Source organism: Amycolatopsis vancoresmycina (assembly GCF_000716785.1).
In the GTDB taxonomy this organism is placed as follows: Bacteria; Actinomycetota; Actinomycetes; order Mycobacteriales; family Pseudonocardiaceae; genus Amycolatopsis; species Amycolatopsis vancoresmycina.
Window position 1 is genome coordinate 34,399 of sequence record NZ_JNYY01000028.1, and the last position, 13,817, is coordinate 48,215.

A 13,817-nucleotide genomic window follows, 5' to 3' on the forward strand; every position below is an offset into this window, starting at 1 on the left:
GCCGGCGTTCCCGGCCAGGTAGCTCAGTTGGTACGAGCGTCCGCCTGAAAAGCGGAAGGTCGCCGGTTCGATCCCGGCCCTGGCCACGCACGAAGAAACCGTCTTGACACTGGTCAAGGCGGTTTTCTTGTTGTGTGACGGACATCTGGGACGCCGAGGCCGCCTCCTTCGACGAGCAACCCGACCACGGCTTGAAAGACCCCGCCGTGCGGGCCGCCTGGGCGGATCTCCTGCTGCCGCTCCTGCCGCCCGCGCCCGCTGCCGTCGTCGATCTCGGGTGTGGGACCGGCAGTCTTGCCATCCTCGCCGCGCAGGCCGGTCACCTCGTGCACGGTGTCGATCTGTCCCGCGGGATGCTTGCCGTTGCCGCGGAGAAAGCCGTGGCCGCCGGGGTCGAGGTGGACTTCCGGGCCGGGGATGCCGCTGATCCGCCCTGTGCGCCCGGTGCCTACGACGTCGTCCTCGTGCGGCACGTGCTGTGGGCGCTGCCCGATCCCGCCGCCGCGCTCGGGGCCTGGGTTCGGCTGCTGAAACCCGGTGGCCGCCTGGTTCTCGTCGAAGGACGGTGGTTCACCGGGGCCGGGATCGCCGCCGCGGAGTGCGAACGCCTCGTTCTCCTGCACCGGAATGAGACGGTGGTCACGCGGCTCGACGACCCCGCCCTGTGGGGTGCGCCGATCGAGGACGAGCGGTACGTGCTCGTCAGCCGGCGCTGAACGCCACTCGCTAGGCCGAACGAGTGAACCGGCTGAACCCGTGTCCGGACGGGCCGGACAGCACCGACCACCCGGCAAAAGCAACCACCTGCGAACCCGGGAGCCGGACATGCGTTACCTCCTCACCCTCCACATGAACCCCACCCTCTGGGCCACCCTCACCGACGAGCAGAAGAACGGCGTCTACGAAGGGCACGGAACCTTCATCAAGCTCGTCACCGAGTCCGGGGAGATGGTCGAGACCAAGGCACTCGCCGAACCCGCCGAAACCAAGACCGTCCGCGTCAAGGACGGAAAAGCGCAGACCGAGACCGGCCCCTTCGTCGACGCCGCGACCTTCCTCTGCGGCTACTACGTCGTCGACGTCGAAAGCGAAGCGCGGGCCGTCGAGCTGGCCGCGCAGATCCCCGACGCCGCCTACACCGCCGTCGAGGTGCGGGCGGTCGTGCACGAAGGTTGACCTCCAGCAAGGTCGAGGTTCCACCATGGACTCATGACCACTGAAGGGGAATGGGGGATCGGCGCCGTCGATCTCGACGCCTACCTCGCACGCGTCGGGCAGCCTCGCCGGGCCCCGTCCGAAGACGCACTCAGAGACCTCATGCGGGCTCACGTCCAGGCCATCCCGTTCGAGAACGTCGACGTCGTTCTCGGGCAGCACCAAGGGATTTCCCTCGACGTCGTGAGCGCGAAGCTCGTCGGGCGGCGGCGGGGCGGCTACTGCTACGAACAAAGTGGCCTCTTCGCCGCCGTTCTCGAACAGCTCGGCTACACCGTGCACCGGCTCTCCGCGCGCGTGCAGCCGCGGCGGCCCGGGCCCTACACCCACATGACGCTCGTCGTCGACGTCGACGGCCGGAGCTTCCTCGCCGACGTCGGGTTCGGGGCCGGGATCCTCGACCCGATGCCGCTCCTCGACGGCCACGAGGTCGACCAGGCCGGCTGGCTGCACCGCATCACGCGGAACGGCGACTGGTGGACGCTGCAGAAAGGCGAGGAGGACATCCTCGAGTTCCGGCTCAACGAGATGCACCCCATCGACTACGAGGTCTACCACCACTACACGTCGACGCACCCGAAGTCGCCGTTCACCGGACGGCTGGTGATCATGACGCTCGAACCCGGCGTCAGCCGCCGCCTCCTGGGCCGCGAGCTCACCGTCGAACGCCCCGACGGCAGCAGCGAAACCACCACCATCGCGCCGGACGAGCTCGACGCCACCCTCAAGGACCTCGGCATCGAGCTGACGCCGGACGAGCTGGAGCGCCTGAAAACCGGCTACTGACCGAACAGCTCGGCCGCCGGCACCGGACGGCCGAGGTGGTAGCCCTGCGCCTGGTCGCAGCCGAGCGCGCGGAGCAGGTCCACCTGCTCCGCCGACTCGACGCCTTCCGCGATCACCGTCAGATCCACCGCGTGCGCCATCGCGATGATGCTCGTCACGATCGCCTCGGCGTCCCGTGACTCGGCGATCCCCGTGATGAACGAGCGGTCGATCTTCAGCGTGTCCAGCGTCAGCCGGCGCAGCTGCGCGAGCGACGAATAACCGGTGCCGAAGTCGTCGATCGCCAGCAGCACCCCCAGCGACCGCAGGGACGCCAGCACTTCCCCGGCCGCCTCCTGGTCGCGCATCAACGCGCTTTCGGTCACCTCCAGGCACAGCGCGCCCGCCGGCAGCCCGGTGCTCGCCAGCGCGTCCTGGACCGCCGGGACCAGGTGCGGGTCGTCGAGCTGGCGGGTCGACAGGTTGACCTTCAGCGTCAGGTCCAGACCCTGCCGGATCCGCCGCGCGGCGAGTTCGCGGGTCGTCGCGCGCAGCATCTCCTTGCCGATCACGTTGATCAGGTCGCTCTCCTCGGCGAGCGGGATGAACTCCGCCGGGGAGATCGCGCCGTGCCGCGGGTGCGTCCACCGCAGCAGCGCCTCCACCGCGACCATCTCGCCGCTCCGCAGGTCGACGACCGGCTGGTACGCGGGCCAGAGCTGGCCGTCGTGCACCGCGTCGCGCAGGTCCTGCTCCATCCGCAGCCGCCGCTGCATCCGCTCGCGCAGCCCGACGTCGAAGAAGTGGTGCCGGGCCCGCCCGAGCGTCTTCGCCTGGTACATCGCCACATCCGCGTCGCGCAGCAAGTCTTCGGCGCTGCGGCGGTCGTCATGGCCGACGAGCACGACGCCGATGCTCGCGTCGAGGTGCAGCTGCCTGCCCAGCACGCCGATCGGCTCGGCCAGCGCCGCCCGCAGGTGCTCGGCCAGCGCGCGGACCTCGCCCGGGTCGGTGACCTCCGCGGTGACGACGACGAACTCGTCGCCGCCCAGCCTGCCCACCAGGTCGTCGCGGCCCGAGCTGCGGCGCAGGCGCTCGCCGACGATCCGCAGCACCTGGTCGCCGACCGAGTGCCCGAGCGAGTCGTTGATCACCTTGAACTTGTCCAGGTCGAGGAACAGCACGGTGACCGCGCCCCGCTCGCGGACGTCGAGCCTGCCCAGCACCAGGGTCCGGTTCGCCAGCCGGGTCAGCGGGTCGTGGGTGGCGTCGTGGGCGAGCTGCGCGCTGATCGCGCGGGTCTCGGTGATGTCGGTGAACGACGTGACCACGGCCATCGCCGCCGGGTCGTCCGGGTTGAGCAGCCGCGAGGTCAGCGACACCCAGACGTCGCGGCCGTCCGGCCGGCGCAGGCGCACGACCAGGCCGTTGTGCGTCACCCCGGTCCGCCGGGTCTGCACCGACGGCAGCTCGTCCGGCGGGATCCACTGCCCGGACTCGGTGAACAGCACCAGCGTGTGGCAGGGGACGCCGACCAGGTCGGCTTCGGCGACGCCGAGGATCCGGCAGGCCGCCGGGTTCGCGGCTTCGATGAGCCCCGCCGGGCCCATCACCAGCACGCCTTCGTCGAGGGACGCGACCACCGTCCGGTAGTTCTGCTCGGCCCGCCGCCGCGCGGTTTCGTCGGCGCAGACCAGCACGTAGCCGTCGTTCATCTCCGCGGCCGAGACGCGGACCGCCAGCGGCGCGCCGTCCCGCCGCCGGTGCACCGCCTCCGCGACCCCGCCGCCGCGCCGGATGGCGGGCAGGTCGAGGGGCGCGCCGATGAGCTCGCTCGCGCGCCGCCCGACGGCTTCGGCCGCGGTCCAGCCGTACACCGCCTCGGCGGCCGGGTTCCAGCTGGTCACGACGCCTTCGCCGGTGGTCGCGATCAGCGCGTCGCTGACGTGCGACACCAGCGCGGCCTGGTAGCGGAGGGCGTCGGCGGCCGCCTTCTTCGCCGTGATGTCCCGCATGACGACCTGGTAGGCGCCGGGCGCTTCGAGGCGCACCGACACCGTCTCCACGGCGAACTTGCTGCCGTCGAGCCGGGACATCAGCGCTTCGACCGGTTCGCTCGCCTGCCCGGGCTCAGTCAGCTGCGCCGGCGTCGCCACCACGGCGGCCCGCGACTCCTCGGCGACGAAGTCCGTGAACCGCCGTCCGACGATCTCGTCCGGGCAGCGGGCGGCGAACGTCTCCAGCGCGGCGCGGTTGACGTAGGTGAGGACGCCGTTCTCGTGGACGCAGATCGCGTCCGGACTCAGCTCGACCAGCGCGGCGAGCGAGTCAGCCTCCATGAGCGTTCGTCCCCCATGCGGTCGGCGTGTGGCTCGTCGATTACACCACCGACGCCGGTTCGTGCCTACCCGGCGGAATCCGCTCCCGGCCTGCGGAAGCGCGCCGCAGCCGTGGCCCCCAGAACAGCAGCCCGAAGTGCGCGGCGAACGCGTGGCCGAGCAGCGTGACGATCGAGTCGAGGCTCACCGGGTCGTCGCTGAGCCAGATCACCGCGATGAACGCCTCGGTCGCGGCGAGCGCCAGCAGCCGCGCGCGGCCGCCGAGCAGGAACACCAGGGCGCCGGCCGTGGTGAAGAAGCCGTAGCTGACCCCGATGTCGAGCCAGTGCCCGGCCGAGTTCGGCAGCACGTGTGCGCTGATCAGGGCCATCACCGGCAGCTCGGTGACGAGCGTGGCCAGCACGTGGCCGGAGAAGAACACGATCGCCACCCGGCGGGCGCGGAACCGGCGTTCCAGTGGCGCGACGGCGATCGCGAAGATCACGACGTAGGCGAGCCAGCCTTCGTCGGACAGCCACAGTGCGCTGGTCAGCAGCGAAGTCAGCGGTCGGCGCCACAGGTTGTGGGCGTCGGTGCTCGACAGCCGCAGCAGCCGTTCGGTCAGGTCCGGGTCGGCGAACTTGAGCAGCAGCGTGGTGCCCAGCAGGACGACCAGGTAGCCGAAGGTGAACGGCGTCGTCTTCGGGTTCGGGACGAACTTCAGGACCGACCACCGGCCGCGCACACCGGCGACCGCGGGCACCGGCGGGGCGGCTTTCAGCAGCATGGGACGAGTCTCGGTGGTCATGCTGGGAGTATCACGAGCGTCGGCTTAGAAAACGCTGTGGAAGTCACTGACCGTCAAGCAGAGCGTTACGTGACGATTTTTTGCCGGTACTTCACCCGTTCGGGGTCTTTTTACGGTAAGAATACGGCCACGATGTCGGCCGAAAGGCCTTTCGGGAGGGTCTGTCGGGGTGAACGACGAGGTATCGGTCGCCGAGCTGCTCGTGCGCGAGGGCTGGGGCGACCGTCCGGGACCGGGCCAGTCACGCTGGCGGGTGGTCGCGGTGATGCTCGCCGTCATCGTCGGCTGCGGTGCCGCCGCGTTGCTGGTCGCCTTCGGCGGCAAGGAACGCCAGGACGCCTCGCCGGTCGACCAGATCCAGGTCATCCCGTTCCCGCAGCGCACCACCGGACTGGGTGGCGCCGACCAGGCCACGGACTCCCCGCCCGACGGCGGGATCGGCGGCGGCACCGGTGGCGACGTCGTCACCGCGTCGAACGAGCACCGCGGCACCGTCACCGAGGTGCCGGGCCGCCCGTCCACCTCGGACAGCAACAGCACCGGAACCGCGACGCCGACCGCCACGCCGTCCGGCTCCGCCCCGGCGACCACGGGCAGCCCGACGACGACACCGCCGGGGAACCCGCCGCCTCCTGGTGGTGGTCGCCCGCCGACTCCGACCACCACGCCGCGGTCCGACCCTTCGTGTGTGCTGCTGATCATCTGCTGGTGAGCTCCTCCGAAAGGTCGCTGAAGTCCGAGGTGTTCCAGCGCTCCGGGCGCATCACGATCGCGATGTTGCTCCCGTGCGTGCCGTCGGTCGCGTCGGTGTACGCCTCGCTCACTCCCGGTGGCAGGTAGCGCGCGGCCATCTCGTGCCGCTCGGCCTTCGTCATCGGCCACGAATCCACCACCGGGCCCTCGACCGAGACGTACTTGTAGACGCCGTCCTGCTGCTGGACGCAGAGCGCGAACCGGCCGGCCGCCTCGATCAGCCGGGCCTTGCGCAGCCCGGGTGACGTCATCACGACGACGTCGCCGCCCGGCTCGTAGCGGTACCAGATCGGCGTGGTCAGCGGCGCCCGGCCGGGCTCGGCCGCGACGCTGAGCACGCCGACCTGCGGCGCGGCGAGGAACCGCTCGCGCTCGTCCTTGGTCATCTTGCGGGCCATCTCGGTCTCCTTAAAGCCATCTGATTTGCCTTAACGATAGCCGGGGTTGAACTGCAAAAGCAAGCGAGTTTGCTTTAGAATGAGATCCATGACCCGACCGGGTGGCCGCAGTGCCCGCGTGCGCGACGCCGTCCACGACGCCGTCGTGGACCTGCTCGTCATCGGCGAGATCAACGCGGCGATCCCGAAGATCGCCGAGAAGGCGGGCGTGAACCCGACGAGCGTCTACCGGCGCTGGGGCAGCCGCGAACAGCTGCTGCTCGACGCCGCCGTGACGCGCCTGCGCGCGACGTCGCCGATCCCGGACACCGGCTCGCTGCGCGACGACCTGCTGGGCTGGGCCGAAGGCGTCGAACGCGCGATGTCCGACCCGCGCGGCCAGATCCTGCTGCGCGCGCTCGTCGCCACCCTGGGGCCGGAGAAGGAGCCGCTCGAACACCTCCGTGCCCGCGGCGAAGACCTGCAGGCCGCGCTCGACCGGGCCACCGCGCGCGGCGAACCCGCGCCGTCGGTCGACGACGTGCTCGACTTCGTCCTGGCCCCGCTCTACTTGCGGGTGCTGTTCCGGCGGCCGGTCGAGCCCGGCACCGGGGCCCTCCTCGTCGAGCGGTTGCTCAACTCGCTTTGAGCGCGGCTCGCCTGCCGACGTGGTTGAACAGCAGGTTCAGCACGAACGCCAGCACCGCCGCCACCGTGATCGAGCTGCCGCAGATCGTCTGCAGCCAGGCCGGGAAGTGCTTGAAGAAGTCCGGTGCGAACGCCGGCAGCAGCCCGACGCCCAGCGCGACCGCCACGACGAACGTGTTGTGGTTGCCGGAAAACTCGACCGTCCGGAGGTTCTGCGCGCCGACCGCGGCGACCATCGCGAACATCACCACCGCCACCCCGCCGACCACCGGCTCCGGGATCGCCGCGATGAACGCGCCGACCTTCGGCACCAGCCCCATCACGACCAGGATCCCGCCGGTCACCGCGACCACCCAGCGGCTGCGCACGCCGGTCATCCGGACCAGGCCGACGTTCTGGGCGAACGCCGTGTCGGGGAAGGAGTTCATCACGCCGCCCAGCACCGCCGAGACGCCGTCGGTGGCCAGGCCGCGCGCGAGGTCCGCGTCGGTCGGCGGGCGGCCGGTGATCTCGCCGACGGCGATCATGTCCGCCGTCGACTCGGTGAACGTCACCAGCATGACCACGCACATCGACAGGATCGCCGCCACCGGGAACGTCGGTGCGCCGAAGTGGAACGGCGACGCCAGCCCGAACCAGCCGGCCGCCCGCAGGCCGTCCCAGTGCACCAGCCCCATCGGGATCGCCACCACCAGCCCGATCGCCAGCGCCAGCAGCGGCCCGATCTGGTTGGCGAACCCGCGCAGCACCCGGGTGAAGAGCACGAGCAGCGCGAGCACCCCGAACGCCAGCCCGATGTGGGACGGCGCCGCGTAGTCCGGTGACGTGCTGTCGTGGCCGGCGATCATCGCCGCGCCCGGGCCGAGCAGCGAGACGCCGATGACCAGCAGCAGCGTCCCGGTGACCAGCGGCGGGAAGAACCGGATCAGCTTCGCGAACGGCCGCGCGATCAGCAGCCCGAACACGCCGGAGGCGAGCATCGCGCCGTAGACCGCGGGCAGGCCGTACTGCGCCGCGATCAGGATCATCGGGTTGACGACGGTGAACGTCGCCCCGGCCACCACCGGCAGCCGGATGCCCAGCAGCTTCCCGATCCCGACCGCCTGAATCAGCGTCGCGATGCCCGCGACCAGCAGATCGGCGTTGACCAGCAGCCCGATCGTCGCCGGGTCGAGCTTCAGCGCGCTGCCGACGATCAGCGGCACCGCCACCGAACCGGCGTACATGATCGCCATGTGCTGGAGGCCGAGGAGGGCGAGCCGTCCCGCGGGCAGAACCTCGTCGACCGGGTGTTTCGCCATGATCACGCCCCTTTCCCGGGCACAGCCAACGCGGTGCCGGTGACGGTGGCAAGTCCCGGGCGTGATGATCATGTTTCAGGGGGCGGCGCAACGGCTCGGAATGTGTGACCATCGGTGCATGACTTCGGGTGGCATTTCCCAGGTGGGCCCGCCGTTTCGCGCCGATCACGTGGGGAGCCTGCTGCGGCCCCCGGTGCTGCGCGACGCGCGGCGGCGGCACGAAAGCGGTGAGATCGGCGCGGAGCAGCTCCGCGCGGTCGAGGACGACGCGATCCGCGACGTGATCAAGATGCAGAAGGCGGCCGGGCTGAGCTCGGCGACCGACGGCGAGTTCCGGCGCGGCTCGTGGCACATGGACTTCATCTACGCGCTCGGCGGCGTCTCGAAGAGCGACCAGCGGCTGCACGTCAAGTTCCACAACCTGGCGGGCGACCTCGAGTTCAGCCCGCCGGGCCTGCAGGTCGACGGCAAGGTGCGGCTCGACGAGCCGATCTTCGCCGACCACTTCCGGTTCCTGCAGTCCCATGTGGACCCGGGCGTGACGCCGAAGCTGACCATCCCGTCGCCGAGCATGGTCTACTACCGCGGCGGCCGGGCGGCGGTCAGCGAGAGCGTCTACCCGGACCTCGAGGAGTTCTTCGCCGACCTCAGCGCGGCCTACAAGCAGCAGGTCGACGCCGTGCACGGCCTCGGCTGCCGGTACCTGCAGCTCGACGACACGAGCCTCGCCTACCTCAACGACCCGGCGCAGCGGGAGCTCGTCGCGCGGATGGGCGGCGACCCGGACACCCAGCACCTGCGCAACATCGCGACGATGAACGCGGCCCTCGAAGGCCGTCCCGGCGACCTCACCGTGACGACGCACCTGTGCCGCGGCAACTTCCGCTCGTCGTGGGCCGCGGAGGGCAGCTACGAGTTCGTCGCCGAGGCGCTGTTCGGCGAGCTCGCCGTCGACGGGTTCTTCCTGGAGTACGACGACGAACGCTCCGGCGGCTTCGAGCCCCTGCGGTTCGTGCCGAAGGACAAGAAGGTGGTGCTCGGCCTGGTCACCACCAAGCGGCCGGAGCTGGAGGACCCGGACGTCCTGGTGCGGCGGATCGAGGAAGCCTCGCAGTACGTCGACATCGACCGGCTCTGCCTGTCGCCGCAGTGCGGCTTCTCCTCGACGGAGGAGGGCAACGATCTGACCGCGGACGACCAGCTGCGCAAGCTGGAACTGATCGTCGCGACGGCCGACCGCGTCTGGGGCGGCAAGTGATCACCTGCGTCGTCGACTACGTCATCGACCCCGCGAAACTCCCCGACTTCGAACGCTTCGCGGCCGCGTGGATGCGGTTGGTACAGCGCGAAGGCGGCATCCACCACGGCTACTTCCTGCCGGCGGAGGGGGCGAGCGACGAAGCCCGGGCGCTGTTCAGCTTCGAGAGCCTCGCCGCGTACGAGCGCTACCGGACGCTGTTCGGCGTCGACCCGGACTTCATCGACGCGGACAAGATCCGCGAGGAGAGCGGGTGCGTGGTGCGGTACCGGCGGACGTTCATGCGGCCGCTGCTGCCGGACGACGAAGAAAGGTGAGACACAGCGCGCAGCGGCCGCCCTCGGTGGTGGATCGCGTCCTCGACCTGCTGGGCGCCTTCACCGCCGAGCGGCCGCGGCTGACGCTGTCGGAGCTCAGCCGCCGTGCTGGGCTGCCGCTGTCCACCACGCACCGGCTGGCCGGCGAGCTCACCCGGCGTGGCGCGCTCCTGCGTGACGAATCCGGCGGCTACCGCGTCGGGCTGTGGCTGTGGGAAGTCGCCTCCCTCGCGCCGCACGGCGCCGAACTGCGGGAAAGCGCGATGCCGTTCCTCGAGGACCTCTACGAAGCCACGCACCAGAACGTGCAGCTCGCCGTGCTCGACGGGGCCGAGGTCGTCTTCGTCGAGCGGATCTCCGGCCGCGGCGCGGTCAACGTCCTGACCCGCGTCGGCGGCCGGCTGCCCGCGCACGCCACCGGCGTCGGGCAGGTGCTGCTCGCGCACGCCCCGGCCGAGGTGCAGGAGGAGGTGCTGGCCGGGCCGCTGAAGACGTTCACGCCGAAGACGATCAGCGTGCCCGCGCAGCTGCGGCGGGTGCTCGCGGACGTCCGCCGCGACGGGTACGCGATCAGCGACGGCCAGGTCGAGCTGATCGCGCTCTCGGTCGCCGCGCCGGTTCACGACGCCACCGACGAGGTCGTGGCGGCCATCTCGGTGGTCGTCCCGGCCGAAGGGACGGACCCTCGGACGCTGGTCCCGGCGGTGCGCGCCGCGGCCCGCGGCATCTCGCGGGTGCTGGGCGCGCCCCGGCCCCGCGGTCGTGAGTGGTAAGGCGGGTTAGAACCCGTCTTACCACTCACGACCGGTTGCTCGACGAGGCCGGGCGGGTGTGGTCGGATGGCGGTGGAAGAGCCGGATCGGGTGAGGAGCAGGAATGACCACCGTTCTCGTCGTCGGTGCTGGTCAGAGTGGGTTCCAGGCCGTGGCTTCGCTGCGGGACCGGGGCTTCGCCGGCCGGGTCGTGCTGGTCGGGGACGAGCCGGGCGTGCCGTACCAGCGGCCGCCGCTGTCCAAGGCGTACCTGGCCGGCACCGCCGGACTCGAACAACTCCACCTGCGCGGCGAGGACTTCTTCGCCGAGAAGGACATCGAGCTCGTCGCCGGCCGCGCCGCGAAGATCGACCGCACGGCCGCGAAGGTGCAGCTCGAAGACGGCCGCGAGCTGGACTACGACTACCTCGTCCTGGCCACCGGCGCCCGCAACCGGACGCTGCCGGTACCGGGTGCGGACCTGCCGGGCGTGCTGACCCTGCGGACGCGCGACGACGCCGACCGGCTCCGGGCATCCCTCGAGCAGGCCGGGAACGTCGTCGTGGCCGGCGGCGGGTTCATCGGGCTGGAGTTCGCCTCGCACGCCGGCCGCCCGGTGACGGTCGTCGAGGCCCAGGACCGCCTGCTCAACCGCGTGGCGACGCCGGAGATCTCCGCGTACTTCGCCGACCTGCACCGCAACGCCGGGCACACCGTGCTGCTCGGCCAGGGCGTCGCGGCGATGCACGGCGACGAGCGGGTCCGCGAGGTCGAGCTGGCCGACGGCACCCGGCTGCCCGCCGACCTGGTCGTCGTCGCCGTCGGCGTGGTGCCCGAGACGTCGCTCGCCGAGGCCGCCGGGCTGCCGGTGCGCAACGGCGTCGTCGTGGACGCGCACCTGCGCACGGCGGACGAAAAGATCTTCGCCATCGGCGACTGCGCCAACTTCCCGTGCGTGCAGGCGGGCGCCGAGACGCGGCTGGAGTCCGTGCAGAACGCCGTCGACCAGGCCCGCTGCGTGGCCGCTGCGATCACCGGCACGGAAGAGCCGTACGCCAGCCTGCCGTGGTTCTGGACCGACCAGGCGGGCGCGAAACTGCAGATCGCCGGGATCCTCTCGGGCGCCGACCGGACGGTGGTCGCGGGCGACCAGGCGGCGGGCAAGTTCTCCGTGCTGTCCTTCCGCGACGATGTCCTCATCGCCGTCGAATCGGTCAACCGCCCGGCCGACCACATCGCCGCGCGCCGCCTGTTCACGGCCGAGCCGAAGCCCGCGTACGCCGACCTCGAAGCCAGCGCCTTCGACCTCAAGGCGCACCTGAAGTCGCGAGCGGCGTGATGCGCACGCAGGTCGCGGTGATCGGCGCCGGCCCGGCCGGGCTGCTGCTGTCGTTCCTGCTGCACCGGGCCGGGATCGACTGCGTGGTGCTGGAGGCCCGCGACCGCGGGTACGTCCGGCAGCGGGTGCGGGCCGGCGTGTGCGAGCAGCCGACCGTCGAGCTCCTGACGTCGCTGGGCCTCGGCGAGCGGCTGGCGGCCGAGGGCATGCCGCACGAGGGCCTGTCGCTGCGGTTCGACCGCGCCGACCACCGGATCGCGCTCACCGAGCTGACCGGGAAGGCGATCACCGTCTACGGGCAGCAGGAGATCGTCAAGGACCTCATCGACGCGCACGAGGCCCGCGGGTACCCGATCTCCTTCGAGGTCTCGGACGTCTCACTATCCGATGTGGACAGTGAACGGCCGAAGGTGACCTACGTCGACAGCGAAGGCAACGCGCAGGTCATCGAGTGCGACGCCGTCGCGGGCTGCGACGGCTTCCACGGGATCTGCCGTCCGTCCATTTCGGACAAGCTGACGGTGTACGAGCGCGAGTACCCGTTCGCCTGGCTCGGCGTGCTGGCGCGCACACCGCCGTCGCACCACGAGCTCATCTACACCTGCCACGAGCGCGGGTTCGCGCTGCACAGCATGCGCACGCCGGAGATCACCCGGCTCTACCTCCAGGTCGATCCGCACGACGACGTGGCGAACTGGTCCGACGACCGGGTCTGGGCGGAGCTGACCGCGCGGCTCGAGGTCGACGGCGGCTTCACGCTCCGGGAAGGCCCGATCCTCGACAAGGGGATCACGCCGATGCGCAGCTTCGTCGCCGAGCCGCTGCGCCACGGCCGGCTGTTCCTGGCCGGCGACGCCGCGCACATCGTCCCGCCGACCGGCGCGAAGGGCATGAACCTGGCCATCGCCGACGTCCGGGTGCTGGCACGGGCCCTGGAAGCGCTGCTGCGCGGCGACGAATCGCTCGCTGCGTCCTATTCGGACACCTGCTTGCGCCGCGTGTGGCGGGCGGAGCACTTCTCCTGGTTCATGACGACGATGCTGCACACCGACCCGCACGCGGACGGCTTCGCGCGGCAGCTGCAGCTGTCGCAACTGCGCTACACGACGTCGTCGCGCGCGGCGGCGACCAGCCTCGCCGAGAACTACGTCGGGCTGCCGTTCGCCTGAGATCGTCAACGCAAGGTTGACGCGGGCCGGGCGTCAACCTAAAGTTGACGGTATGACCCTTCCGTTCAACGTGAAGCTCGACGACCTCATCACCGCCATCAAGAGCAACCACGAGAAGGACGCCCTCGCCCAGCTGACCGACGCGGTCTACCTCGGCCAGCACCTCGGCGAGGTGGCCGACCACCTGATCGGCCACTTCGTCGACCAGGCCCGGCGGTCCGGAGCCTCCTGGACCGACATCGGCGCCAGCATGGGCGTCACGAAACAGGCCGCCCAGAAGCGGTTCGTGCCGAAGGTCGACCCCGGCGGCGACCCGAGCGGGACGATCGAACGCGTCTACGGCCGCTACACCGACCGGGCCCGCCACGTCATCGTCGAAACGCAGAAAGCCGCCGTCGACCACGCCAGCCCGGCGATCGACACCGTGCACCTCGTGCTGGGCCTGCTGACCGAACCGGCGGCCCTGGCGGCCGGGGCGATCCTGGCCCAGGGCGTCCAGCTGGACGCCGTCCGCGAAGCCGCCGAAGCGCGGCTGCCCGAGCCGGTGGACCCGGTGCCGAGCGTGGTCCCGTTCACCCCGGCCGCCAAGAAGACCCTCGAGCTGACCATGCGCGAAGGCCTGCGGCTCGGGCACAACTACATCGGCACCGAGCACCTGCTGCTGGCGCTGCTGGAACAGGGCGAAGGTGCCGGTTTCGAGGTGCTCGACGGCCTGGGCATCAAGAAGGACAAGGCCGAGGCGAAGATCCTGGAGGTGTCGGCGGAGATCCTCGCCGCCCGCGGGCAGTGAGACTCCT

15 protein-coding genes and 1 tRNA gene are annotated in these 13,817 nt (G+C 70.9%); 12 read left to right on the top strand and 4 right to left on the bottom strand.

Annotated elements, in window-relative coordinates; genetic code table 11:
- Positions 1–12: 12 nt before the first annotated feature.
- The 4 genes from OO60_RS40255 to OO60_RS40270 all read left to right on the top strand — a co-directional run bounded on the left by OO60_RS40255 (position 13) and on the right by OO60_RS40270 (position 2,001).
- Positions 13–86: transfer RNA gene (locus OO60_RS40255), tRNA-Phe, on the top strand.
- A 48-nt stretch (positions 87–134) separates the two neighbouring features.
- Positions 135–716, top strand: a complete 582-nt coding sequence (locus OO60_RS40260) for a class I SAM-dependent methyltransferase (protein WP_003097377.1) — start codon at positions 135–137, stop codon at positions 714–716.
- Positions 717–825: 109 nt separating this feature from the next.
- The gene (locus OO60_RS40265; protein ID WP_003097379.1) at positions 826–1,176 is read left to right on the top strand and encodes a YciI family protein; all 351 of its coding nucleotides are present in this window, start codon (positions 826–828) and stop codon (positions 1,174–1,176) included.
- Positions 1,177–1,209: 33 nt separating this feature from the next.
- Positions 1,210–2,001, top strand: a complete 792-nt coding sequence (locus OO60_RS40270; protein WP_033263348.1) for an arylamine N-acetyltransferase family protein — start codon at positions 1,210–1,212, stop codon at positions 1,999–2,001.
- Here OO60_RS40270 and OO60_RS40275 read toward each other — a convergent pair.
- Together OO60_RS40275 and OO60_RS40280 are read right to left on the bottom strand one after the other, a co-directional pair.
- Positions 1,995–4,319, bottom strand: a complete 2,325-nt coding sequence (locus OO60_RS40275; RefSeq protein WP_003097382.1) for a sensor domain-containing protein — start codon at positions 4,317–4,319, stop codon at positions 1,995–1,997. The two genes, OO60_RS40270 and OO60_RS40275, sit on opposite strands and share 7 nt — an antisense overlap.
- Positions 4,320–4,359: 40 nt before the next feature.
- Positions 4,360–5,106 (bottom strand): rhomboid-like protein, encoded by a 747-nt coding sequence (locus tag OO60_RS40280; protein ID WP_155848958.1) that lies wholly within the window; start codon positions 5,104–5,106, stop codon positions 4,360–4,362.
- Positions 5,107–5,275: 169 nt separating this feature from the next.
- Between OO60_RS40280 and OO60_RS40285 the strand changes: the two genes are divergently transcribed.
- Complete coding sequence (locus OO60_RS40285; protein ID WP_003097386.1) at positions 5,276–5,818, top strand: hypothetical protein; 543 nt, start codon at positions 5,276–5,278, stop codon at positions 5,816–5,818.
- Here the strand turns inward: OO60_RS40285 and OO60_RS40290 are convergent.
- Positions 5,805–6,257, bottom strand: coding sequence for a pyridoxamine 5'-phosphate oxidase family protein (locus OO60_RS40290; protein WP_003097387.1), 453 nt, complete (start codon positions 6,255–6,257; stop codon positions 5,805–5,807). The two genes, OO60_RS40285 and OO60_RS40290, sit on opposite strands and share 14 nt — an antisense overlap.
- Positions 6,258–6,345: 88 nt before the next feature.
- Between OO60_RS40290 and OO60_RS40295 the strand changes: the two genes are divergently transcribed.
- Positions 6,346–6,885 (top strand): TetR/AcrR family transcriptional regulator, encoded by a 540-nt coding sequence (locus OO60_RS40295; RefSeq protein ID WP_051767955.1) that lies wholly within the window; start codon positions 6,346–6,348, stop codon positions 6,883–6,885.
- On the opposite strand, the gene OO60_RS40300 is transcribed toward OO60_RS40295, so the two are convergent.
- On the bottom strand, positions 6,872–8,185 hold the full coding sequence (locus OO60_RS40300; protein ID WP_003097391.1) for a nucleobase:cation symporter-2 family protein: 1,314 nt from the start codon (positions 8,183–8,185) through the stop codon (positions 6,872–6,874). The genes OO60_RS40295 and OO60_RS40300 overlap by 14 nt on opposite strands.
- 118 nt (positions 8,186–8,303) lie before the next feature.
- Between OO60_RS40300 and OO60_RS40305 the strand changes: the two genes are divergently transcribed.
- The 6 genes from OO60_RS40305 to OO60_RS40330 all read left to right on the top strand — a co-directional run bounded on the left by OO60_RS40305 (position 8,304) and on the right by OO60_RS40330 (position 13,810).
- On the top strand, positions 8,304–9,443 hold the full coding sequence (locus OO60_RS40305) for a 5-methyltetrahydropteroyltriglutamate--homocysteine S-methyltransferase (protein ID WP_240490755.1): 1,140 nt from the start codon (positions 8,304–8,306) through the stop codon (positions 9,441–9,443).
- Positions 9,440–9,760, top strand: coding sequence for an NIPSNAP family protein (locus tag OO60_RS40310; protein ID WP_003097394.1), 321 nt, complete (start codon positions 9,440–9,442; stop codon positions 9,758–9,760). Before OO60_RS40305 ends, OO60_RS40310 begins: the two co-directional genes overlap by 4 nt.
- Positions 9,757–10,533 carry an IclR family transcriptional regulator gene (locus OO60_RS40315; RefSeq protein WP_003097399.1) on the top strand — a complete coding sequence of 259 codons (777 nt, stop codon included), beginning with the start codon at positions 9,757–9,759 and terminating at the stop codon, positions 10,531–10,533. The genes OO60_RS40310 and OO60_RS40315 overlap by 4 nt, the downstream gene beginning before the upstream one ends.
- A 103-nt stretch (positions 10,534–10,636) precedes the next feature.
- Complete coding sequence (locus tag OO60_RS40320) at positions 10,637–11,851, top strand: NAD(P)/FAD-dependent oxidoreductase (protein WP_003097402.1); 1,215 nt, start codon at positions 10,637–10,639, stop codon at positions 11,849–11,851.
- Entirely contained in the window at positions 11,851–13,020 is a 1,170-nt protein-coding gene (locus OO60_RS40325) for a 4-hydroxybenzoate 3-monooxygenase (RefSeq protein ID WP_003097404.1), read from the top strand. The genes OO60_RS40320 and OO60_RS40325 overlap by 1 nt, the downstream gene beginning before the upstream one ends.
- 52 nt (positions 13,021–13,072) lie before the next feature.
- A complete protein-coding gene (locus OO60_RS40330) occupies positions 13,073–13,810 on the top strand; it encodes a Clp protease N-terminal domain-containing protein (RefSeq protein ID WP_003097408.1) in 738 nt (245 codons plus the stop codon).
- The last annotated feature ends 7 nt before the right edge of the window (positions 13,811–13,817 follow it).